Source organism: Mycolicibacterium sp. 624 (genome assembly GCF_040548615.1).
Classification (GTDB): domain Bacteria; phylum Actinomycetota; class Actinomycetes; order Mycobacteriales; family Mycobacteriaceae; genus Mycobacterium.
The window spans coordinates 476,005-498,486 of the sequence record NZ_JBEPRZ010000001.1; the positions used below are offsets into that span (position 1 = coordinate 476,005).

Here is a 22,482-nt window from a genome sequence, read left to right on the forward strand (position 1 = left end):
TGGGCGGTGGCGCCCGGGCTCAGGCCAGGAGTCTGACGATCGACGCCATCGGGATCGGCAGCCAGCCAGGCCGATACCTGGCCTCGTAGCCCGCCTCGTAGGTCGCCTTGTCGAGTTCGTACGCCGCGAGGACACCGGCGGAGTCGCGTGGATCAGCGCCCGATGTTGCGGCATAGCCCCGACAGAACGACGCGCAGTTGCGGTCCACCCAATCCCTGGCGCGCGCCGCGATGCGGCTGTCGGCCGCGTGTTCGACGAGACGTTGATGGGCGGCATAGTCATAGGACCGAAGTACGCCGGCGACATCGCGCAGTGGCGAGTCCGGGTGGCGCCGTTCGGTCAGCGGCTGGCCGGGTTCGCCCTCGAAGTCGATGACCAACCAGCCCCGTGGCGTTCTGAGCACCTGGCCGAGGTGCAGGTCACCGTGCACCCGCTGCACGATGACGGTCTCGTCGGCGAGCTTGCGGTAGCGCTCCTCGATGAGGTCGCGGTGCGGTTGCAGTGCGGGCACCTGGCCGGCCACGACGTGTAGGCGTGCCACCAGGGCGTCGACGGGGAACGGTTCACGCGCGGTACCCAGCGCGGCGGCCAGGGTTTCGTGTACGGATGCCACGGCTTGGCCCAGGCGGTAGGACTCCTCGCAGAACTCGGCGGCGGCCTCGGATTCGGCCGCAGTGTCAGATTCGTCGTCGGCGAGCAGGCTCCGCGTGTCCGATGTGGCCATATCCCATCCCTCGGTGGAGCCCGCGGCGAACTCGGTCACCATGCCCAGCGCGTAGTGCTCACCGTCGAGGTCGGTCTCGATGGACCCCAGCAGGCGAGCCACATGCGGATTGCCCGCGCGGGCCAGGACGCGGTTGAGTTCGATATCGGGGTTGATGCCCGGGGTGACACGGCGGAACACCTTGAGGATCGCCGCGTCATCGAAGACGACGCTGGTGTTGCTCTGCTCGGCGCCCATGACACGCGGCACCGCGTCAAGGGGTAGTGCGACATCGGGTTCGGGGATGAAGCGCAGCGGACCCACCGCCGCGGACCTGTCGACGAGTTGCAGCAGATGCGTCGCCGCGGCGGGGTCCGACAGCGCGTCGTGCACGTCACCGTCCGCGCGCGTCACCACCTGATAGCGGTCCGACGTGCCGTTCGTGTAGTCGGCGTCGAGCAGTACCAGCTTGAGATCTGCTGCCGTCTCGATGTCGGAGCCGTCACTCAACGGCACCGAGAGCGCCTCGGTGATACCGCTCAGCTCACGTCCGCGACCGGCGTACCAGCGCTGCGAGGTCAGCCACTTCGCGAAGTCCACGGTCACAGTCTTCAAAGCTACCCACCGGCGCGTCGGTTGAATCACGCTGCGACGGCGGGCCCGACGCTCGCGGTGCGGTCACTGCAGGAAGCGGGCGGCGTCGGCGCGCAGATAGCGACCGGAGTTGGCCTGGCGGTAGCCGAGTACGCCGCCACTGGCCGTCAGTGCCAGCAGTCCCGCGAGGCCGGGGACGGCGATGACGGCGACTTCGGGGATGCGCGCGCTGCGCAGATACTGCGGATAGCCCTGGCGCAGTGCGGTGTTGCCGGGTCTGCCCAATCCGGCCGACATCGTGTTGGCCGGCGCTACCGAGCTCGTCGGCACCAATCCGGTCTGCGTCAGCGAACCCTTGATCTCCGCGGCCCGCACACCAGCGGATCCGGCGCCAATCACCTGTGGGGAGGCACCGGCGGGGATCGTCCGCTCGACGGGGCGTGGCGGCCCGATCCTCGGCATCGGCATCGGCAGCGCCATCGGCGCCTGTAGCACCGGCATCGGGGGCATCGGGTCCGAACTCGACGCGCCACCACCGCTGGCCGGGCCTGTGCCGACGTATCCGCCGCCGGCGTCGGCGACCGGTGTCTCCTCGGTGATCCGCAGCGTCGGCTCCGGCGGCTTGGGTGGGAACGGGTTGTACGGGGCGATGGCCTCGGTGACCAGGGTGCCGACCTGGTTGAGGGTGGTGGTCACCGACGTGAGCGCCTTGAACGGGTCGGACAGATCGATCGAGAACTGGGTGGCCCGCGCGCCGGGACGGGTCGGCAGCGGGACGGAGAACGGCGAGACGAACGGCAGCTGCACGCGCGCGGTGTGCCAGGACGGCTTCTTCGCCGGCGGGTCAACTCGCGGGTCGACGACGATCGGATCGACGGGTGACGGCTCCTTGGGCTCGCCCTCCACCGGCTCACCCTCGACCGGCTCACCACCGGGTTTGGGCTCGACCCACCCGGGTTCGACGCCGGCGATCGGAGGAACCCCGACGCTGAACTCCGGGACCAGTGGGCCCGGTGTCCGTCCGTTGCCAAAAACGGCGCGCGGGCGCTGCAGGAGGTCCCGAAGTTGGCCCAGTGGGCTCTTCACCGCGGGCACCGGCGGCTCCGTCGGTGGCGTTTCGCCGGGACCGCCGGGTTCGCTGGATTGACCGGAGCCGGGAGGGTTACCCGGATCCTCGGGTTCAGCCACCGCGACACCCGCACCCGCGCCACTCAAGATCAACACCGCGGCAAACACGCCGATGCTGAACGCGAAGCGTCGAGTCGGGGTCGGCACAACCCTCTCGTTTCTGTTTTGACGGGTGCCAGACAGTCCGTTCCAGGCCGTCGGCCGTTAGCCGATTGTGGCATAAAGAACCACTTCAGGCGGTGAAAAGGTGACCGCGGATCGGATCGGGATATGGTTTCGAACGTGGCATCCCGTGACCACGGCGACCCGGGCGATGCCCCGTCGGTTCCGCCGGCCCTGACTCCCATCGTCAACGACGTCCGCCCGACGGCCGCCGAGGAGGCGCGGACCATCGCCGCGTCGACCAACACCGGCACGCTCGCCACGCTGACCGCCACCGGTGATCCGTGGGCGTCGCTTGTCACCTACGGCCTCGACGGCGGAGCACCGGTGCTGTGCGTGTCGAACCTCGCCGAGCACGGCCGCAACCTCGCGGCCGATCAGCGCGCCAGCATCTCGATCGTGGCGCCCGCGACGGACGCCGACCCGTTGGCCAACGCCAGAATCACTCTGGCCGGTGTGGTCTACAAGCCCGCCGGCGCCGCGCACGATGCGGCCCGCCAGGCACACCTGGACGCCGTGCCCGCTGCCAAGTACTACGTCGACTACAGCGACTTCACCCTGTGGGTTCTGCGCGTGGACCGTGTGCGCTGGGTCGGCGGGTACGGCCGCATGGACTCGGCAAGCGGGCAGGACTACGCCGCGGCCTCACCCGATGCCGTCAGGCCCACGGCAGCCGGGGCCATCGCCCATCTCAACGCCGACCACGCGGACTCACTCGTGGAGATGGTCCGGGCCCTCGGCGGCTACCCCGACGCCACCGCCGCCGTCTGCACCGATCTCGACCGCTACGGCATGGATCTGCGGGTGACGTGCCCCCGCGGTATCGCCTACACGCGGGTCGGTTACGCCAACCCGATCGACTCAGCCGATGAACTGCGCTCTGCCACAGTCGAACTCGCCCGCCGCGCACGCCAGGGATGACCGCTGGTCGCCTCCTCGGTGCCGGACCGATACGATCGCACCATGCCTGAACGCCCGGACAGCTGGCACGCCGCGTTCGATCTGATCCGCACCCGTGGTTACGAACGCCGCGAGGAGCCGTTCCGGCTCGCCAGCGGCCAGATGAGCCACGACTACATCGACGGGAAGTTCGCCGTCGACACAGGTGAGCGACTCACCATCGTCAGCCGGGCGGTGGCCGATCTCGCGGCCCGCACCGGCATCGAGTTCGACGCCGTCGGCGGCCTCACGATGGGCGCCGATCCGCTTTCTCACGGCGTGGCCATGGTGACCGGCAAGGCCTGGTTCTCGGTCCGCAAGGAGCAGAAGCAGCGCGGCCGCGAGCAGTGGGTCGAGGGCACGCGGCTCGAGCCGGGAACCCGTGTCCTGCTGGTCGATGACGTCATCAGCACGGGCGGGTCCACCGAGATCGCGTTCGACCGGGTGACCGCGCTCGGCGCTGTCGTCACGGGCGTCATCCCCATGGTTGACCGCGGCGACGTCGCCACCGGACGATTCGCGAAGCGAGGCGTGCCGTTCGCCGCGCTTGTCACCTATCGGGACTTGGGCATCGAGCCCGTCAAGGACGTCTGAGTCCCGCCGCGGGGGTTACTCCGCGACCACCAGCACGCGGGTCTGCTCGACCCCGAGCGCCACGGGATCACCCGCCCGGAACTCCTGCGCCTGCGACGTCGGCATCTGCGCATTGACCACGACGCCGTCCGGCAGCTCGACGTACACCCGTGAGATGGGCCCGAGGAACGCCACCGACTTGATGGTCGCCACCCCTGACGCGTCGGCACTGACCCGTACCGACTCGGGACGCAGCAGCGCCGTGCCGGGGCCCGACGCGATCGACCCGGGCAGCGTCGGCGTCCATCCCCCGAACACCAGCGCCGTCCCACCCGACACCCTCGACGGCAGCCGGTTGTTCAGGCCGACGAACTCCGCGACGAACGGCGTCGCCGGGTGCGCGTACACCTCGGCGGGCGAAGCCAACTGCTCCAGCCTGCCCTGGCTCATCACGCCGACCCGGTCGGCGACGGCGAGCGCCTCCTCCTGATCGTGGGTGACGAACAGCGTCGTCGTCCCGACCTCGAGCTGAACGCGGCGGATCTCGTCACGCAACTGGACGCGCACCTTGGCATCCAGCGCGGACAGCGGCTCATCGAGCAGCAGCACGCTGGGTTCGATGGCGAGCGCACGCGCGAGTGCCACGCGCTGCTGCTGACCGCCCGACAGCTCGGCGGCGAACTTGTTCAGGTGCGCCGAGAGTCCGACCAGATCAAGCATCTGCGCGGCGCGGCGCGCCCGATCGGCCTTGGCTCGGCCACGCACCTTGAGCCCGAACTCCACGTTCTGCAACGCGGTCAGATGCGGGAACAGGCTGTAGGCCTGAAACACCATGCCCATATCGCGCTTGTTCGCGGGCACCGAGGTGATGTCCCGACCGCCCACCGCGACCGCACCCGAACTCGCCTCATCGAGGCCGGCGAGGATGCGCAGTGCGGTGGTCTTACCGCATCCCGACGGGCCGAGCAGCGCGACGAACTCGCCGGGCTCGATGTGGAGGGTCAGGCCGTCGAGAGCGCGTACCGTGCCATACACCCGGGTGAGGTCGGTCATCTGCACGGCCACACTGTTCGTCGTCATGGTCTGCGCCTCCGTCCGATCAGCAGTGAAAGTCCCAGCAGCAGAACGAAGCCGAACAGCAGCACGGCCAGTGAGGCGGCCACCGAGGTGGGGCCGTCGCTCTTGCCGATCGCCACGATCTGCACCTGCAGGGTCTCGAATCCCGACAGTGAGGCGATGGTGTACTCGCCCAGCACCACGGCCACCGAGATGAACGCCGCCGACAGGATTCCCGACCAGATGTTGGGCACCACCACTCGCAGGATGGTGGTGGTCCAGCCGGCGCCCAGCGACCGTGCCGCCTCCGACAGCGTGCGCAGATCGATGGCCGACAGCGCGGCGTCCAATGCTCGGTAGGCGAACGGCAGCACGATGACGACGTAGACGAACGTCAGCGTGAGTGCGGACTCACCCAGCAGATATGTCACCCACAGGTAGACGTTCTTCAGGCCCACCACGATCACCAGCGCGGGGATCGTCAGCGGAAGCAGGCACAGGAATTCGACGGCACCCCTGGCCCACGGTGCGCGCAGCCGCACCCAGATCATGGTGGGCACCAACAGCACCAACATCGCCACGACGGTCAGCAGCGCTAGCAGCAGGGACGTCACGATCGCCTGGTACAGCGCGTCATCGGTGAACAGGTTGGTCCACGCGGCCCAGGTGCGGCCGCCGTGGATCAGGTTGCGGGTCGAGAAGTCCGCCATCGCGTACAGCGGGAACAAGAAGAACGCCGCGAACATCACCCCGAGTCCGGCTCGGGCCGCCGTCCTCATCGCAGCCACCTCGCGGTGCGACGGACCAGCAGGTTGTAGGCCACCATCACCACCGCGACGACGACGATCATCTCGAGTGCCAGCGCGTAGGCGAAGCCGGACTGGCCGAGCACCACCTCACTCGTCAGCGCCGAACGGATCATCAACGGCACGATGGGGCTGCCCTGACTGACCAGCGCGGCGGCCGTGGCGTAGGCGGCGAAGGCGTTGGCGAACAACAGAAGCGCCGAGCCCAGGAACGCCGGGGTGAGCAGCGGGACGGCCACCTCACGCCAGTACTGCCAGGTGGACGCGCCGAGGCTGACGGCAGCTTCGCGCCATTGCTCGCGCAGACCCTCCAGCGCGGGCAGGAAGACGATCACCATCAGCGGGATCTGGAAGTAGGTGTACACCAGGATCAGACCGGGGAGCCCGTACAGCCACCCCGATCCGGCGAGGTTCCACCCCAGGTGCTCGGCCGCCCACAGCGTCAGCACGCCGTTCAGCCCGATGGTGGCCAGAAACGCGAATGCCAGTGCCACACCACCGAACTGGGCGAGCACGCTGCACAGCGACAGCACAGTGCGGCGCAGCAGCGACTCGGCCGGGCGCGTGACGATCAGCCACGCCAGCAGAGCGCCGAACACCGCGCCGAGCAGCGCGGTGCTGCCCGACAGCACGACGCTCCTGCCCAGCGCGGCCAGCGCGGTCTCGGAGAACAGTGCCTGTACGCGCCCCAGTGAGAATCCGGTCTCGTCGATAACTGCGCTGACGATGACCGTCACCGTCGGCACGATCAGGAAGATCGTGACGACCGCGAGGAACGGGAGAAGCGGTAGGGCGTCGCGGACGCGACCCAGGACTCGGCCCCGCGAGATCAGCCGACCGCCTTAACCCAGTTGGCCTCCAGATACTTGGTCGCGGCGGCGTTCTGGTCCACCGACACGAACGTGGCCGCGCCGTCGACCGGGGGCAGAACGGCGTAGGCGGCCCGGTCGATGGTGCCGCTTGTCACCATCGTGTCGGCGCGCACCGGACGGGCACCGCCCTGCAGGTAGAGATTCTGGCCCTCGTCGCTGTAGAGGAACTCCTGCCACAGCCGGGCGGCGGCGGGATGTGGGGCGTCCTTGTTGATCGCCTGGAAGTAGTAGCCCGCGACGGCGGCGTTCGTCGGGATGACCACCTTCCACGTCGGCAACTTCTTGCTCTCGGCCACGTTGAGGTAGTCCCAGTCCAGAACCACTGGCGTCTGACCCGACTCAATGGTGGCCGGGGTCGGGTCGACGGGCAGGAAGTTGCCCGCCTCGTTGAGCTTTCGGAAGAACTCCACACCAGGAGCGACGTCGTCGGGTGAACCGCCTTGAGAGACAGAGACCATCATCACGCCCATGAACGCCGCGCCGGCCTGGGTCGGGTCGCCGTTGAGGGCGACCTTGCCCTTGAACTCGGGCTTGAGCAGGTCGTCGACGCCGGTGATCTCGGACACCTTGGCCGAGTCGTATCCGATCGACATGTAGCCGCCGTAATCGTTGACCCACTTGCCATCCGGGTCCTTGAATGCGTCGGAGATGTCGCCGAACGTCGCCACCTTGTACGGGGCGAACATATCGGTGTTCGCCAACGCCACCGACTGGCCGAGGTCGAACACGTCCGGCGCGCTCGACTTGCCCTTCTGCTGGTTGGCCGCGTTGATCTCGTCCTGGCTGGCCGCGTCCGGCTGGGCTGACGTGACCTTGATGCCGTACTTGTCACCGAATGTCTTGATCATCGCGCCGTAGTTGGCCCAGTCGGGCGGCAGGGCGATGACGTTCAGCTCGCCCTCCTTCTTGGCGGCCGCGATCAGACCGTCGAGCCCACCGAAGTCGGCGGCCGACGTCGCCTCACCCGCCTTCACCCCCGACTGCGTCTGCTCGCCACCGGCGTCCTTCTCGGGAGGGGCGCACGCGGTGAGCCCGCCTGTGAAGAGGAGAGCGAGGGCGCTCGCTGCTGCCGTGAGCCGGATTCCGGGTGTCGAGAAATTGGGCATGCCGAACCTTCTTATGGACGGGAAGCGCGACTGTGGCGCCGAGGTGACGGCGCCAGGTCGCCACGATGAACTCCAACAACCTCGCCGGTGACCATACCGGCGGGCCTCGCCCAGCGGCGAGCGTTCGCCCCGACCTGGGCACCACTGGTGCGGCGATATCGACGCGGACGGCCGACACCCCGCTCTTCGTCGATACCTGTCACCCGTTTTCGCTGGTAGCCGCCTACCATCATGGAGTGGTTGAACGAGGAGACCCGGGGGACTCCGACTACACCGGTGACATCGTGACGGGCGACGCCGCCAGTGAGTCCGCCGATGAACGCGTCGCCGGCGATAGCGGCCCCGATCACGACTACCTGCTCAACGACGTGCCGCAGGGCCATCCGGTCGGCATTGCGTGGAGCGAGACCGAGTGGGGCCACCCGGAGCGACAGCCCGAACCGACGCCGAGTGACGGCCGATTCGACGCGTTCAACGCGAGCACCTGGAACTTCAAACCGGCACCGCCGCCCTGGTACGACTCCACGCAGGCGAAGCTGGCGATCGCCGCTGTGTCGCTGGCCGCCGTGGCGCTGGTGGTGTCGATCGTCCTGCTCCTCTTTCAGGGTTCCTCGGGCGAGGACAGCGAACCGTCCCCCACGACCACCACGGCACCGACCACGACAACGGTGTCCAGAGAGGCGCCGCCGCCTCCTCCTCCGCCGCCTCCCCCGCCGACGTCGCAGACCCCCGAGCAGGCGCCCGTGATCGTTCGACCCCGCCAGCCGACCCGACAGAGCAACAAGCCCGAGATCGGCGTCACCCGGACCCCCGTCACCCGCTCGCCAATCAGCGTGAGCCCGCAGCGACCCGGCGCGAACCGCTAGCCGACATGTCCGACACGGCTGATATGCCCCACGCGGCAACGCTGTTCGGCACCGCTCCCGTCGCGGTGCTGGCGACGGTGGGCTCCGACGGTGCGCCGCACGCCGTACCCGTCGTGTTCGCCCTGCGCGACGACGTCGTCTTCACCGCGGTCGACGCGAAGCGAAAGTCCACCCACCGGTTGCGCCGATTGGCCAACATCGCCGCCGAGCCACGCGTCAGCCTGCTCGTCGACCACTACGACGAGCAGTGGTCCCAGTTGTGGTGGGTGCGCGCCGACGGTGTGGCGCAGGTACACGAGGCCGGCGAGGCGATGGCCACGGGCTACGCGCTGCTGCGCGCCAAGTACCCCCAGTACGACCGCGTCGCGCTCGACGGCCCCGTTGTCACGGTGGCGGTCCACAAGTGGACCGAATGGCACGCCTGACCGAGTGACTTAGGAACGGGCCGACTTCGCCTGTGGCGCAGGCCACTAGTGCCATTCCTGCCATCTGTCGATCAATTACTGCCAGCGGAATTAAACCCCTGAGCAGTTGGTTTAAACCATCAGACCGGTCAGGACGGAGTTCTGCAATCGGTCGTGCGGACGCGGATGCGAGAAAAGAAGGAAACACGATAATGAAGAACCTCGGTATTGCCACCATCGTCGCAAGCGGTTTGGCGGCAGCCGTTCTCGGGCTGGCCGCCCCTGCCGTTGCGGCCCCCAGCGGCCCGGGCAGCGCGCAGCAGACGATCAACCAATTACAGCAGCAGGGCTACAACGTGGTCGTCAATCACGTTGGCAGCACGCCGCTTTCCCAGGCGACCGTCGTCGCGGTACGCCCCGGGCAGACGTACAGCCGGACTGACTCGGGCAACCCCGGCGACAGCAGGCAGACGACCGTCACCAACAAGACGGTCTACGTCGACGTGAAGTAGGTCCTACGACGACGGCGAAGGGGCATCCCACGGGGGTGCCCCTTCGTCGTGTTCGGGGTCGGCGTTCTGTCCACGCCTGGCGTGTGGGCGTGCGACTGTGATGGGCATGACACTTCGGATCATCGTGTGGGGTACCGGCGCCGTCGGCAGGGAGGTGCTCGCCACCGTCCTCGATTCGCGTAGCGGGCTCGAATTGGCAGGAGTCAGGGTCTATTCCGACGATAAGGACGGCGTCGACGCGGGGTCCCTGATCGGGCGCGACCCGGTCGGCGTGTCCGCCACCACCGACGTGGACCGGGTGCTGGCGACGGCCGCCGACTGCGTCGTCTACGTCCCGCGCCTCACCAGCGTCGAGGAAGTGTGCGCGATCCTGGCCGGCGGCAAGAACGTCGTCACGACCGCGTTCCTGTTCCACCCCGACCGGATCGCCGCCAGCGACCGGGACCGCCTGCTGGCAGCGTGCCGCGCGGGCGGCACCAGCGTGCACGGCTGCGGGCTCAACCCCGGGAACCTGTCCGGCGCGCTACCCCTGGTGCTGAGCGGCATGAGCCGCACCATCGAGAAGCTCACCCTGCAGGAGCGGGCTGACTGGTCGGTGTACGACAGCACGGCGATCACGTTCGACAACATGCGATTCGGGGCACCCGTCGACGAGATCAGCGTCGACGCCAACGATTTCCTGGCTTTCAACAGCGCGATCTTCACTGAGCAGGTGTGGCTTCTCGCCGACGCGCTGCACGCGGGTATCGATGAGGTGAGCGCGACGGTTGAGGCGGTCGCGGCCGAGCACGATCACGAGATCTTCGATCACGTGCTGCGCGCCGGGACGACGGCCGGTCAGCGATGGAACTGGGTGGGCAGGCGGGACGGTCAGCCGCTTGTCGAGATCGAGACGCTGTGGACGGTGGGCAACGAGTACCCGCGGCGTTGGCCCAAGCCTCGGCACGGGTGGACCCTGACCATTGAGGGCGATCCGTCGATGCAGGCGCACTTCATGTCGCTGGCGAGCTTTGAGCGCGAGGCCACGATGCTCGAGCATGTGAACTCTGCCAACGTCGCCACCGCGATGCAGGTTCTCAATGCCGTACCCGCCGTGTGTGCCGCCGATCCGGGCTTCGCGACCATCGCGGATCTGCCGTCGGTGCGCTCGCTGATCGGCTTCGGCAACGCCTGAATGACGTCCAGTTCCCCTTCCTGAGCGCCGAGACTGCTGTGAGATTGCAATTTCCGGGGATTTCGCGATCTCACAGCAGTCTCGATGATGATGGGGTGTCCCTTACAGCAGGCCGAGCAGCTCCAGGTCCGTGACGTACTTGACGATCACCTCGCGCGTGATGTGCGGGATGTCCTTATCCGGCCCGATCTTGGCGTCCTGCACGGCCGCCCGGAACCTGTCGGTCGGAGCCATCGCGCCGTTCACGGGCTGCTGCGGCGTCTGGTAGTTGTGCAGCAGTGGGAGTAGCGAGGCGTTGCGCTGTCGTTCGGGAAGTGCCCGCAGCGTTGTCTCGAACCGGGCCAGCCATTCGGCGTAGTCGTCCATCCGCTGGATGGGGTGACCGGCCTCGATCAGCCAGTCGACGAACTCGTCCATGCCGATACCGTCGTCGTACGGGTTCATCACGTGATAGGTCTCGAACCCCTCGGTGACGCGCGAGCCCAGGGTCGAGATCGCATCCGCGATGAACTCGACGGGCAGACCGTCGTAGTGCGCCCGCTGCCGGTTGCCCTCGGCGTCGGTCTCGTGGAACGAGAACGGTGCAACACCAGTTGCCACCAGGCTCAACATCATTCGGGTGAACATATCGGGCAGATTGAGCTGTCCGGCGTAGCTGGTGTCGGCCAGGATCATGTCGCAGCGGAACACCGAGACGGGCAGACCGCACAGGTCGTGTGCCTCCCGTAGCAGGACCTCGCCGGCCCACTTGCTGTTGCCGTAGCCGTTGGCGTACGAGTCGTCGACCGCGCGCGTCGCGCTGACGACGCGGACGTCGGCGTCCTCGGTGTTGTCGGCCGGGTTCATCCCGGCACCGACGGCCATGGTGGACACGTAGACGAACGGCTTGATCTTCGTGGTGAGCGCGATGCGGATGAGTTCAGCAGTACCAAGCACATTGGGCCCGAACAGCTGGCTGTAGGGCAGCACGTGGTTGACCAGCGCCGCCGGATCCACGATGAGGTCGACGGTGTCGGCCACTCGCTGCCAGACGGCATCGTCAAGGCCCAGGCTCGCCTCGCCCTTGTCACCGGCGTACACCTCGAGATGCTCGGCGGCCAGCTCTCGATAGTGCGCCAACAGCTTCGGGTCACCGCTGTCGAACGTGGCGTCGAGCCGGGCGCGCGCGGCCGCGTCGTCCTTGGCCCTGACCAGGCAGATCACCTTGCCGCCGACCAGGTTCATTCGCTCCAGCCAATCCAGCGCGAGGTAGCGGCCCAGGAATCCGGTGGCGCCGGTGAGCAGCACCGTGCGGATCTCGGCGGCCGGACCCGGAAGCGACGCTGCGGCGGAAAGGGTTTCGGGGTCGATGAACTTGTCCAACGTCAGGTCCGAGGCGTGCGCCACGGTGGCGTCGCGGCCGTGGACGGCGGCGTAGGTGGGCCGCTTCGCGGCGCCGGAGCGCTCCGCCTCGACATAGGCGGCGATGGCCGCGAGGTCGCTGGCGGGGCTGACGATCACGCCGACGGGCACGTCCACACCGTAGATCTCGTGCAGAAGGTTACTGAATGTCAACGCCGACAACGAGTCTCCACCGAGGTCGGAGAAGTGTGCATCACCCGTGACATCGGCGGCCGACGCACCGAGCAGCGCACGGGCGGCGCGCCCGAGCGTCTCGAGCACCGGGCCCTCGGCACCGGACTGCCGCAGCGCGCGCAGCTCACCCGCCTGACCGTCGGAGAGGTCGAGGTAGAGCTGTTCGAGCTCAAATCCGTACCGCTCCTTGAGCCGCGGCCATGCCAGCTTGCGGATGCCAGTCAGCAGACCGTTCTCGACCGTGAACGGTGTTGTCTCGACGATGAAGTCGCGCGGAATCTCATAGGACTGCAGATCGGCGGTGCGCGCGGCGTCCTTCAACGACACACTGATGGCCGACTTGAGATCGTCGGCCCCGTAGCGGGCCTGGGCGTCCTCGGTTGGGACGACCACCGCGAGCAGATAGGGCCGGGCGCTATTGCCGTAGATGTAGATCTGGTGCACCAGTGGGCTGCCGGTGAACGCCGCTTCGAGCTTGGACACCGTGACGAACTCGCCCTGCGACAGCTTGAGCACGTTGTTGCGGCGATCGACGTAGCGGACCTGGTCCGGACCGGTCTCGGCGACCACGTCACCGGTGCGGTAGTAACCGTCGGCGGTGAACACCTCGGCGGTGACCTCGGGGCGCTTGTAGTAGCCGGGGAACAGCTGATCCGACTTGACCAGCAACTCGCCGCGGGGGTGCGGCACGTCGGTGCCGAAGTAGCCGAGTTCCGGCACGTCGACCAGCTTGTAGTCGATCACCGGTGGGCGACGGATCTGGCCGTCGACGAACACGGCGCCGGCCTCGGTGGAGCCGTAGCCCTCGATGAGGTGCATGTCGAGCAGTTCCTCGACCCACGCCTTAAGTTCCGGCGCGATAGGCGCAGAGCCCGTCAACGCGGTGACGTAGCGGTCGCCGATCAGCCTGTGCCGGAGTTCGGCGAGCACCTGGCTCTCATCGGCGTCGACGCCGCGGCGGGCCAGTTCGCTCTCGTACTCCTGGTGGAGCATGTCCCAGATGCGCGGGACGAAGTTCATCTGCGTGGGCCGCGTCATCGCGAGGTCCTCGAGGAACGTGGACAGGTCACTGCGGGCGGCGAAGTAGACGGTGCCGCCTGCAGCGAGCGTCGCGTAGAGACCGCCGCGGCCCATCACGTGGCTCATCGGCATGAAGCTCAGCGTGATGGCTGGCACCGCACCCTGCTTCTCATCCCAGTGGGCCATCGCGTCACCGGCGCCCCACATGTCGGCGACCTTGCGCTCGGGGTACATCGCACCCTTGGGTGCCCCGGTACTGCCGGACGTGTAGATCAGCAGGGCGAGCGGATCCTCGCCCTCGCCCGTAACACCCTGGGGCGCAGGAAGTTCGGTGCCACGGGCGATGACGGCGGCGAGGGTCTCCACGACGACGCCGGTGGCGGCGAGGCGGGCGCGCGCGGCGTCGAGGGCGGCACGGTGGTCATCGTCCTCGTGCCGGTAGTCGAAGACCACGAGGCTCTTCGGGGCGGGGCCGGCAAGAATCAGGTCGACGGCGTCGTCGACGTAGTCGATGCTCGATGCGATGAGCGCGGGTTCGGTCTCGACGATGATCGGCTGCAGCTGGGCCTGCGGTGCGCTCGTCTGCAGCGGCACGGAGACGGCGCCGATCTGGGTCAGGGCGGTGTCCACGACGGTGTAGTCGACGCTCGTGAATCCGAGGATCCCGACACGATCGCCGGGTGCGACGGGGTCGCCGTGCAGCGCGGCGGCGAGCGCCCGGACGCGTTCGGCGAGCTGCCCGTAGGTGATGGTGTCGAAGCGAGGTAGCAACCGGGTGGTCGTCCGGCCGGTGTCATCGGTGACGAACTCGACGGCGCGCTGACCAAGCGCCGGCCGGTCGGCGTAACCCTCCAGCACGGTGCGGACAACGTCGGGCAGGCGGAGTCCGGGGCGGGCAACGGCGGCGACCACGGCGGGGTCGGGCTTGGCGGCGGCGAACTCTTGGTCGTTGGAGAAAAGGTCGGCGATGCGACGCTCGTAGCGCGCTTCGCGCTCATCAATGGACATAGGGGAGCCTCTAAACAAATCGCGGGATGTCTGCTGTGGCGGGCCACGCTGCCTCGCCGACTGATACAACGTTAGCAAAACTAAAGATATGCCCGGCTGAGCGTGACCTGCAAGTTTCCTGTCAGGGAACGCTTGCGTGGCCCTACTCGTTATACTAGCTAAGCAATCCACACCGAGAGGCGCACACGATGACACGCACCAATGACGACACCTGGGACCTGGCCACGAGCGTCGGAGCGACGGCCACCATGGTGGCAGCGGCGCGCGCCATCGCCACGACGGCCGAGCAGATCGACGACCCCTTCGCCGAGCCCCTCGTCCGCGCCGTCGGTGTGGACTTTCTCACGCGCTGGGCCACCGGCCAGATCGACACCGAGGCACTCGACGTCGACGGCGCCACCTGGGGGCTGCAGCAGATGCCCGCCGCGATGGCGGCCCGCACCCGTTACTTCGACGCGTTCTTCGCCGAAGCCGCGGCGGCCGGAATCCGCCAGGCCGTGATCCTGGCGTCGGGCCTTGACGCCCGCGCCTACCGACTGGACTGGCCGGCGGGCATGACGGTCTTCGAGATCGACCAGCCCGAAGTCATCGAGTTCAAGACCACGACCCTGGCCGGCCTCGGCGCCGACCCCAGGGCCGAGCTGAAGACGGTGGCGATCGATCTCCGTGAGGACTGGCCGACAGCGCTCCAGGCCGCCGGCTTCGATCCGGCGTTACCCGCGGCGTGGATCGCCGAGGGACTGTTCGGCTACCTGCCGCCGCAGGCCCAGGACCGTCTTCTGGACGCGGTCACCGCGCTCAGCGTTCCCGGCAGCCGGATAGGCAGTGAAGCGGTGCCCAGCACCGCGGACTCCTTCACCGACGAGGCCAGGGCGCAACTGCGCGACGCCACGGCCAAGTGGCGCGAGCACGGCTTCGAACTCGACTTCTCCGAGTTGAGCTTCACCGGCGATCGCAATGACGTCGGCGAGTACCTGGGCGCCCTCGGCTGGACGTCGGTCGCCACACCGATGAGCGACCTGCTGGCCGCCAACGGATTCCCGGCGACTCCACCGGCCGACGGCGATCAGCCAACCATGAGCAGTGTCGTGTACTTCACGTCGACGCTGCTCTGAGGCGGGTACCGGGTCACACCGGTCGGCGCGCTGCCTTGATCTCGAGTTCGGCCTCATACGCGCCCTCGTCTCGACCGAGGGCGACGGTGGCCGCGGTCATCGCCGCGATGGCGACGGTGAGCGCTATCGCCTCGTAGCGGCCCGCCTCGAGTGCCTCACCGAGCAGGAGCGCGCCCAGGACCACTGCCACGACGGGTTCGAGCACCAGCATCGTCGGCACCGATGTCTGTAGCGCGCCAGCGTGGAACGCCGACTGCTGCAACAACGTTGCGATGACGCCCAGCACGACCAGGGCGTAGGGGGCTGGCGTGGTGAGCAGGCTCAGCAGACCGCGCTGGTCGGCGAGGTGCATGACCACCCGGGTGACGACGGCGACCACACCGAACAGGACGCCGACCGAGACCGCCAACAGGACTGCGCGCTGCCAGCCGCCGAGGCGCACGGCCACGACGACACAGCCCACGATGATGAGCAGGCACACGGCGCCGACGATCGCAGCCGTCGGTATCGAGGCGACCTGCTGCTGCGGGCCCGGCCGGGCCAGGAGCACGAACACGGCGAGCGAGATGGTCAGCAGGCCCGCCCACAGCCATTCGCCGCGGGTCACGCGACGACCGGCCATACGCGCGCTGAGCGGCAGTGCGAACAGCAGTGCCGACACCAGCAGCGGCTGAACCAGGAGCAACGATCCCTTGATCAAGGCGAGCGCCTGGAAGACGTAGCCGAGGACCGCCGCTGTCGTGCCCAACCACCACAGTGGTCGACGCAGCAGCGTGGTGAGCATGACGGTGCTGACACCCAGTTCGGCCGGCACGTCCATGGTGGCGCGCTGGCGCACGACGATGCCGATGGCCATGAAGATGGCCGCGCAGATCGAGAGCAGGACGACGAGCCCGTGGGTCAGCACCGTCCTAGGCATCCCTTCATTGGTTCTGCGACGACCCCCGCCGCCTACACCGTAGAGGGACCACTAGACCGCTTCGAGTCGACCGCCCTCGACGGCGGTCTCGGCACCACTATGACCTGCGCGATCGGCCTTGGCGGGCGCGCCCGGCGGGTCGATGCGGTCGTTGACCCGCGCGACGACGGTGTCAACGCGGTGCACGGCGGCGTCGCACAGGTCGCGGACCCGCTCCCCGGCGGTGTCGACATCGTCGGCAGCGCTGAGCAGGTAGGACCTCACGTTGACCCGCACACCGTCGGTGACGCGACGCACGCGCCGCCGAAGGCGGTCGTCGACGTCAATGGTGACGTACGGCAGCACTCGAATTGCCATATCCGCTCCCCTGTTGATGTAGACGCGATCGCGTTGGACCCAGGTTATCGGAGGTGGCGTAGTTCACAACGTGACGTGGCTCGCCGCACCCTGCGTGAGCGGGCGCAGCGCCCAGATCACAGCAGGTCCGCGATGGCAGCGGCGGTCTGCAGATCCTCGTATGCCGCCGAGTAGCGCTGCGCGAGTGCCAGGGCGATATCGGGACGCTGCCACAGTTCCCCGGCACTGGCCGTGCACAACCACAGCGTCAGGCCGTGAGCCACCGAGGCCCGGTAGCGCAGCCAGATCTCATCGAGTGAGGGCATCTCGTCGGCGGGCAGCCCCAGCGCGTCGCGATAGGCCTCGATGATCGAGCGCTCGTTGCGCCTGCGGTCCTCGGTGCTCAGCGCGCCCTGCAGGAAGTAACCCAGGTCCAGAGCGAAGTTGCCGCGCCGCGCGACCTGCCAGTCCAGGAAGCCCATGTCACCGTCGGGCAGCACGTAGGTGTTACCGACGTGGGCGTCGCCGTGCAGAAGCGTGGTCGGCCCGATGGTGAGGGTACGAATGTAGGGCTTCCACACGTCCTCGATCAGTGCGCCGATGCTCAGCGCGTGCACCGCGGCGGGTGCGTCATCGCCGAGGCGTTCCAACGCGGCGGGCAACGGCGCGTACTCCATGCCGTCCCACGGCACGAACGGTTCGAGCCAGTCGAGTTCGGGCCGCTCGACGCGCGCACCCCAATACCGGCCATGCATGCGGGCCAGACCACGGACCCCGTTGGTCGCCTGCTCAGGAGTCAACGGCCGGGTGGCGTCGCGCGGATCGGCACCCCGCGCGTTCAGGTCCTCCATGACCAGGAGAAACTCCTCGGCGTCCTCATCGATCGGTGCGGCGTAGACCAGCGGATGCTCAAGCGGCAGAGCGATGTTCGAGTTGAACAGCCTCGGTTCGTGCAGCAGTCCGCTGGTAAGCTTGATCATCGCCTTGTGATCGGGATCGACGGCCTTGACGAACACCGTCGCCGGACCTGTCCCTGCGGCGTAGGTCACCGCCAGACGTGCGCGCCGGTTGGTGCCGTCGTCGCGCATGTCGACTGTGACGGTGTCAACGACGGCCTCGGGGTGATGCCGGTTCAGCGCGCACGTGAGCCAGGCCGGGGTGATGTCACTCCAGTCGCTCGGAACCACCAGTGCCGCAGTCACTTCACGTACGCCGGCATCGAGTCCCAACCGCGAATGGTCGACGTCGTGGAGAACACTGCACCTGCCAGGTCCACCTCCCACTCCGGGAACCGCTTGAGGATCTCCTCCAACGCGATCCGACCCTCCAGCCGCGCCAGCGAGGAGCCCAGACAGTAGTGGGCGCCGACGCTGAAACCGAGATGCGCCCTCTGCTCGCGATTGATGTCGAAAACCTCACCGTCGGGCGGGAACTGGCGGTGATCGCGGTTGGCAGCGCCTATGAGCATCATCATGACGGCGCCCTGCGGCACGGTCTGCCCGTAGAACTCCGCGTCGCGGGTGACATAGCGCGCCACGTGCGGGGCAGGCGGCTCGAAGCGGACGAGTTCCTCGACGGCCTTGGGAATGAGCGTGGGGTCCTCGACCAGCTGACGTCGCTGATCGGGATGCTCGGCGAGAACCTTTCCGGCCCAACCGATCAGGCGGGTGGTGGTGTCGTTACCCGCTCCGGCGACGACGTTGATGTAGATGAGCAGCTCATCGCGCGTCAGCTTGCGGGTGGTGCCCGTCTCGTCGACGAACTCGACGTTGAGCAGCTCGGTCATGATGTCATCGGAGGGGTTGTCGACCCGCCAGGCGACGTAGTCGGCGAAGATGTCACCGCTGACCAGGCCCTCCTCGGCGGCCTTCATCGGCTTGCCCGCCTCGGTCTTCATCTGGCTGGTGACGTGCTCGCGGATCATCTCCTGGTCGCCCTCGGGGATGCCGATCAGGGCACTGATGGTCTTCATCGGCATGACGGCGCCGAGATCGGCGACGAAGTCGAACTTGCCCGCGCCAACCACGGCGTCGAGGCTCTCGGCGCAGTAGTCCCGAATCTTCGCCTCGAGCAAGGCGATCTTGCGCGGTGTGAACATGCGCGCCAACAACTTCCGGTGAATGTCGTGAATCGGGGGATCCTCGAATATCAGCACACCGGACGGAATCGGGAAGTCGGCCCTGATCAGCTCGAGGATCGCGCCCTTGGCCGAGCTGAACAGGCCGTGGTCGACGATGCCCTTGTTGACGTCGTCGTAGCGGCTGAACGCGTAGAAGTCGTGCTGAGCGTTGTAGTACAGCGGCGCCTCCTCGCGGAGTCGCTTGAACACCGGGTACGGATCGGCGTTGATCTCGACGCTGTAGGGGTCGAAGTACACGTCACTGGTCGCGCTGAGGGTCACCGCGGTCCGCCTCTCTGAGGGCTGCGAGAGCATTGCTTACACGCGTAAGTTACACGGCAGCCTGATCGCCGGACAAGCTTCTGCGCAACTTCAGGTCGACGAGCGCTGAATCAGATGGGCGACGTTCTTGCTGCTCGGCTCCGTGACGGACGGGTAGCCCAGCTCGGCCATCATCGCCGCGACGGACACGTCGACGATGGTCTCGGCGTCGAATCCGACCGAGGTCAGCGGCGGCGCGCTCACCGCACCCAGCGGCCTCGCGTCGACGCCGATCACCGCCAGATCCTCCGGGCACCTCAGCCCGGCCCGCCGGATACCGTGCAGCACCACCATGGCCGTCTCGTCGCTCTCCGCACACACCGCGGTGACGCCGTCGGCCACCCAGCCGGCGACCACGTCGGCGGCATCGGTTCCGTCCATCGCGACCGATCCGACCGCGATCTCGGGGAGTCCTCGGCCCGCCGCCGCCACCCGCAGACCCTCGAGCCAGTACTCCCCCAGCGGCCGCACCTGCTCGATATCGGAGAACGCGAACGCCAGCTGCCGGTGCCCCCTCGACACCAGGTGCTCGACCCGCATGTCGCCGATGGTCAGATGCAGCGCGCCCATCGCATGCAGTTGCGCACTGCCCAGATGGATCTGCGGGATGCGCGCGTCGGTGACCGCCTGCAGTGCGGCGCCACCCAGCGGGAACACGCTCGTCACCGCGATCGGGTTGAGGTCGGCGATCGCGTCGACGACGTTGCGGCCGTCCTCGGTCTCGAACTGCAGCGACAGCACCACGCCGTGTCGCGCCAGCGCCGCGGTCAGTCGGCTGCCCACCTCGATGAGCAAGTCGCCCAGCGAGATTCGCGGGACGACGTAGAGCATGACCCCGCTGCCGCCGCGGGCGAGATTGCGTGCGGCGAGGTTGGGCCGGTACCCGAGTTCCTTGGCCGCCGCGTGTACTGCGGCCCGGGTCTGCGCCGAGATGGTCTGGCCTGCGACGTCGTTGAGCACGTAGGTGACCGTCGCGGCTGACACCTTGGCCAGGCGCGCGACGTCGGCTTTCGTCGGCCGAGCCGACTTGTTCGACACGGTCGGCCGAGCCGACTTGTTCGACACCGGTCCCTTCACACCCACACCGCACATCGTGGCATGTCAGCGCGTCGCGTCGTGCAATACGTCGGGCGGGCGCGACCCGGCGCGCAGCGGGTCACCCGCCGTCTCACGCAGACCGAGCACCGTCACCAGCGATAGTGCGGCTGCAACGATCAGGTAGAACGCCGGCGCCATCACCCCGTTGGTGCTGGTCAACCACGTCACCACATACGGCGTCGTGCCACCGAATCCGGCGACCGCGATGTTGTAGCCGACCGAGAACCCGCTGTAGCGCACCCGGGTGGCGAACAGCTCGACACCCGCAGTCACGGCCGCCGAGATGTAGACGGACTCGATCGCCGCGAGGATGCAGTGCGCGGTGATGGCCGCCGCCAGCGATCCGGAGTTCAGCAGCAGGAACAGCGGGTAGGCCAGCACCGCGAAGCACGCCGACCCGGCGATCAGCATCGGTTTTCGCCCCACCCGGTCCGAGAGTGCCGCGAACGGCAGAATCAGCACCAGGGCGACCAGGCTGGCCAGCGTTATCGACGTGAACGACGCCGTCTTCGAGTACTCCAGCGTCTTGATGAGGTAGGTCGGCAGGAACGTGAACACCACGTAGTAGCCGACGTTGAAGATCAGGAACAGCCCGATGACCTGCAAAATCGACCGCCACGATGTCGTAATCGCCTCGCGCAGAGGTCTTTTCGCCACGTTGTCGGTGCTGCTGAGCCGGGTGAACTCAGGGGTGTCGTCCAGGCGCAGACGGATGTAGAGCCCCACCATGCCCAGTGGCGCGGCGAGCAGGAACGGGATCCGCCACCCGTAGGAGTCCATCGCCGCAGCTGGTAGCGCTGCCTGTAGGACCGTCACGGTGATCGACCCGAGCAGGAAGCCGACCACGCCCGACCACGCCATGAACGTCACGATGAGTCCGCGCCGGTCATCGGGCGCGTACTCCGCGAGGTAGACCGCGCCGCCGCCGTACTCCCCGCCCGCCGAGAAGCCCTGCAGGCAGCGCAGGAACAGCAGGAGCAGCGGTGCGGCGACACCGATCGCCTCGTAGGTCGGCAGCAGACCGATCGCCAGAGTGGCCGCTGACATCAGCAGGATGACGACCGCGAGCACCCGCTGTCGACCGATGCGGTCACCGAGCGGCCCGAACACGAAGCCACCAAGGGGGCGCATGAAGAACGCGGCCGCGAAGATCGCGAACGTGTTCAGCAGCGCCGCGGTGTCATCACCCGCCGGGAAGAACTTGGCGGCGATGTACGTGGCGAGGAACCCGTAGATGGCGAAGTCGAACCACTCGACGGCGTTGCCGATGGACGCGCCGGTGACGGCCTTTCGCACGGCTGAGGGGGGCGGCATGCCGACCTAGGCTAGTCAGGGTCCGGTTGCGCGGGCGCAGAACAGGTTTGAGCGAAGCGCTTAGGGACCCAGGACACGCACAGCCCGTCGGCGTAGCGTCGGCGCCATGACAACGCTCGAAGACGCCCCTGTCGCCTCGGCCCTGAACCGGATGTACACCGAGTCCCGGGAGCAGATGTCCACGCTGCGCGCCCGGTTCGACGGAATCGACATGTCATCGGCCACCGCGCAGGAACGCGCCGACGCGCTGAGCGACGTCTACATGCCCGTCACGCCGGAGGCCGGCCGGCTGCTGTACGCGCTGGTGCGGGCCACCCGCCCGGCGACCGTCGTCGAGTTCGGGATGTCGCTGGGGCTGTCCGGGATTCACCTGGCGGCCGCGGTGCGCGACAACGGCATCGGGCGCGTCGTGACGACCGAGTTGAGCAAGGCCAAGATCGCCGCCGCGAAGGGCAACTTCGACGCCGCGGGACTCTCCGACGTCATCACCGTGCTCGAGGGCGACGCACTGCAAACCCTGGCCAATGTCGACGGTCCCATCGGCTTCGTCCTGCTCGACGGCTGGAAGGAGTTCTACCTCCCGGTCATGAAGCTGCTCGAGCCGAAGCTGTCCGAGGGTGCACTCGTCGTCGCCGACAACACCAACATGCCCGACACCCAGCCCTACCTCGACTACGTGCGCGACCCCGCCAACGGATATGTCAGCGTCAACTTCCTTGCGCGCGACACCGACAGCATGGAGCTGAGCTGCCGGGCCTGATC

General features: G+C 67.8%; 21 protein-coding genes. 8 read left to right on the forward strand and 13 right to left on the reverse strand.

Features of this window, described 5'->3' with window-relative positions; genetic code table 11:
• Nucleotides 1-19: 19 nt before the first annotated feature.
• Nucleotides 20-1,309 (reverse strand): maltokinase N-terminal cap-like domain-containing protein, encoded by a 1,290-nt coding sequence (locus ABIA65_RS02120; RefSeq protein WP_354522458.1) that lies wholly within the window; start codon nucleotides 1,307-1,309, stop codon nucleotides 20-22.
• 72 nt (nucleotides 1,310-1,381) lie between these two features.
• Nucleotides 1,382-2,572: a hypothetical protein gene (locus tag ABIA65_RS02125; protein WP_241401840.1), complete on the reverse strand. Its 1,191-nt coding sequence runs from the start codon at nucleotides 2,570-2,572 to the stop codon at nucleotides 1,382-1,384.
• 135 nt (nucleotides 2,573-2,707) lie between these two features.
• Between ABIA65_RS02125 and ABIA65_RS02130 the strand changes: the two genes are divergently transcribed.
• Together ABIA65_RS02130 and ABIA65_RS02135 are read left to right on the forward strand one after the other, a co-directional pair.
• Nucleotides 2,708-3,508 carry a HugZ family pyridoxamine 5'-phosphate oxidase gene (locus tag ABIA65_RS02130; protein ID WP_354522459.1) on the forward strand — a complete coding sequence of 267 codons (801 nt, stop codon included), beginning with the start codon at nucleotides 2,708-2,710 and terminating at the stop codon, nucleotides 3,506-3,508.
• A 42-nt stretch (nucleotides 3,509-3,550) separates the two neighbouring features.
• Entirely contained in the window at nucleotides 3,551-4,120 is a 570-nt protein-coding gene (locus tag ABIA65_RS02135) for an orotate phosphoribosyltransferase (RefSeq protein ID WP_241401844.1), read from the forward strand.
• 15 nt (nucleotides 4,121-4,135) lie between these two features.
• On the opposite strand, the gene ABIA65_RS02140 is transcribed toward ABIA65_RS02135, so the two are convergent.
• Genes ABIA65_RS02140 through ABIA65_RS02155 form a run of 4 tightly spaced genes read right to left on the reverse strand, consistent with a single transcriptional unit; the run spans nucleotide 4,136 to nucleotide 7,939 of the window.
• Nucleotides 4,136-5,179, reverse strand: coding sequence for an ABC transporter ATP-binding protein (locus ABIA65_RS02140; RefSeq protein ID WP_354522460.1), 1,044 nt, complete (start codon nucleotides 5,177-5,179; stop codon nucleotides 4,136-4,138).
• The gene (locus ABIA65_RS02145) at nucleotides 5,176-5,934 is read right to left on the reverse strand and encodes an ABC transporter permease (protein WP_354522461.1); all 759 of its coding nucleotides are present in this window, start codon (nucleotides 5,932-5,934) and stop codon (nucleotides 5,176-5,178) included. Before ABIA65_RS02145 ends, ABIA65_RS02140 begins: the two co-directional genes overlap by 4 nt.
• On the reverse strand, nucleotides 5,931-6,791 hold the full coding sequence (locus tag ABIA65_RS02150; RefSeq protein WP_371747154.1) for an ABC transporter permease: 861 nt from the start codon (nucleotides 6,789-6,791) through the stop codon (nucleotides 5,931-5,933). The genes ABIA65_RS02145 and ABIA65_RS02150 overlap by 4 nt, the downstream gene beginning before the upstream one ends.
• A complete protein-coding gene (locus ABIA65_RS02155) occupies nucleotides 6,791-7,939 on the reverse strand; it encodes an ABC transporter substrate-binding protein (protein WP_354522462.1) in 1,149 nt (382 codons plus the stop codon). The genes ABIA65_RS02150 and ABIA65_RS02155 overlap by 1 nt, the downstream gene beginning before the upstream one ends.
• A gap of 236 nt (nucleotides 7,940-8,175) precedes the next feature.
• Here ABIA65_RS02155 and ABIA65_RS02160 point away from each other — a divergent pair, with 236 nt between their 5' ends.
• The 4 genes from ABIA65_RS02160 (at nucleotide 8,176) to ABIA65_RS02175 (ending at nucleotide 10,895) form a co-directional block, all read left to right on the forward strand.
• On the forward strand, nucleotides 8,176-8,805 hold the full coding sequence (locus ABIA65_RS02160; protein ID WP_241401848.1) for a hypothetical protein: 630 nt from the start codon (nucleotides 8,176-8,178) through the stop codon (nucleotides 8,803-8,805).
• A 5-nt stretch (nucleotides 8,806-8,810) separates the two neighbouring features.
• Entirely contained in the window at nucleotides 8,811-9,230 is a 420-nt protein-coding gene (locus tag ABIA65_RS02165; protein WP_354522463.1) for a TIGR03668 family PPOX class F420-dependent oxidoreductase, read from the forward strand.
• Nucleotides 9,231-9,421: 191 nt separating this feature from the next.
• Nucleotides 9,422-9,721 (forward strand): hypothetical protein, encoded by a 300-nt coding sequence (locus ABIA65_RS02170; protein ID WP_241401850.1) that lies wholly within the window; start codon nucleotides 9,422-9,424, stop codon nucleotides 9,719-9,721.
• A gap of 106 nt (nucleotides 9,722-9,827) precedes the next feature.
• A complete protein-coding gene (locus tag ABIA65_RS02175) occupies nucleotides 9,828-10,895 on the forward strand; it encodes an NAD(P)H-dependent amine dehydrogenase family protein (RefSeq protein ID WP_354522464.1) in 1,068 nt (355 codons plus the stop codon).
• A 102-nt stretch (nucleotides 10,896-10,997) separates the two neighbouring features.
• Here the strand turns inward: ABIA65_RS02175 and car are convergent, their stop codons facing one another.
• Nucleotides 10,998-14,498 (reverse strand): carboxylic acid reductase, encoded by a 3,501-nt coding sequence (car, locus tag ABIA65_RS02180; protein ID WP_354522465.1) that lies wholly within the window; start codon nucleotides 14,496-14,498, stop codon nucleotides 10,998-11,000.
• Nucleotides 14,499-14,686: 188 nt separating this feature from the next.
• Here car and ABIA65_RS02185 point away from each other — a divergent pair, with 188 nt between their 5' ends.
• A complete protein-coding gene (locus tag ABIA65_RS02185; protein ID WP_354522466.1) occupies nucleotides 14,687-15,613 on the forward strand; it encodes an SAM-dependent methyltransferase in 927 nt (308 codons plus the stop codon).
• 13 nt (nucleotides 15,614-15,626) lie between these two features.
• Here the strand turns inward: ABIA65_RS02185 and ABIA65_RS02190 are convergent, their stop codons facing one another.
• From ABIA65_RS02190 to ABIA65_RS02215, 6 genes are all read right to left on the reverse strand, one after another.
• The gene (locus ABIA65_RS02190) at nucleotides 15,627-16,532 is read right to left on the reverse strand and encodes a DMT family transporter (RefSeq protein WP_371746891.1); all 906 of its coding nucleotides are present in this window, start codon (nucleotides 16,530-16,532) and stop codon (nucleotides 15,627-15,629) included.
• 51 nt (nucleotides 16,533-16,583) lie between these two features.
• Complete coding sequence (locus tag ABIA65_RS02195; protein ID WP_241401854.1) at nucleotides 16,584-16,889, reverse strand: hypothetical protein; 306 nt, start codon at nucleotides 16,887-16,889, stop codon at nucleotides 16,584-16,586.
• A 116-nt stretch (nucleotides 16,890-17,005) separates the two neighbouring features.
• A complete protein-coding gene (locus ABIA65_RS02200; protein WP_354522467.1) occupies nucleotides 17,006-18,070 on the reverse strand; it encodes a phosphotransferase in 1,065 nt (354 codons plus the stop codon).
• Nucleotides 18,067-19,269, reverse strand: a complete 1,203-nt coding sequence (locus ABIA65_RS02205) for a cytochrome P450 (RefSeq protein ID WP_354522468.1) — start codon at nucleotides 19,267-19,269, stop codon at nucleotides 18,067-18,069. Before ABIA65_RS02205 ends, ABIA65_RS02200 begins: the two co-directional genes overlap by 4 nt.
• A 90-nt stretch (nucleotides 19,270-19,359) precedes the next feature.
• On the reverse strand, nucleotides 19,360-20,385 hold the full coding sequence (locus tag ABIA65_RS02210) for a LacI family DNA-binding transcriptional regulator (RefSeq protein WP_502919531.1): 1,026 nt from the start codon (nucleotides 20,383-20,385) through the stop codon (nucleotides 19,360-19,362).
• Nucleotides 20,386-20,409: 24 nt separating this feature from the next.
• The gene (locus ABIA65_RS02215) at nucleotides 20,410-21,720 is read right to left on the reverse strand and encodes an MFS transporter (protein ID WP_354522470.1); all 1,311 of its coding nucleotides are present in this window, start codon (nucleotides 21,718-21,720) and stop codon (nucleotides 20,410-20,412) included.
• Between the two features lie 106 nt (nucleotides 21,721-21,826).
• Here ABIA65_RS02215 and ABIA65_RS02220 point away from each other — a divergent pair, with 106 nt between their 5' ends.
• The gene (locus ABIA65_RS02220) at nucleotides 21,827-22,480 is read left to right on the forward strand and encodes an O-methyltransferase (RefSeq protein ID WP_354522472.1); all 654 of its coding nucleotides are present in this window, start codon (nucleotides 21,827-21,829) and stop codon (nucleotides 22,478-22,480) included.
• Nucleotides 22,481-22,482: the final 2 nt, after the last annotated feature.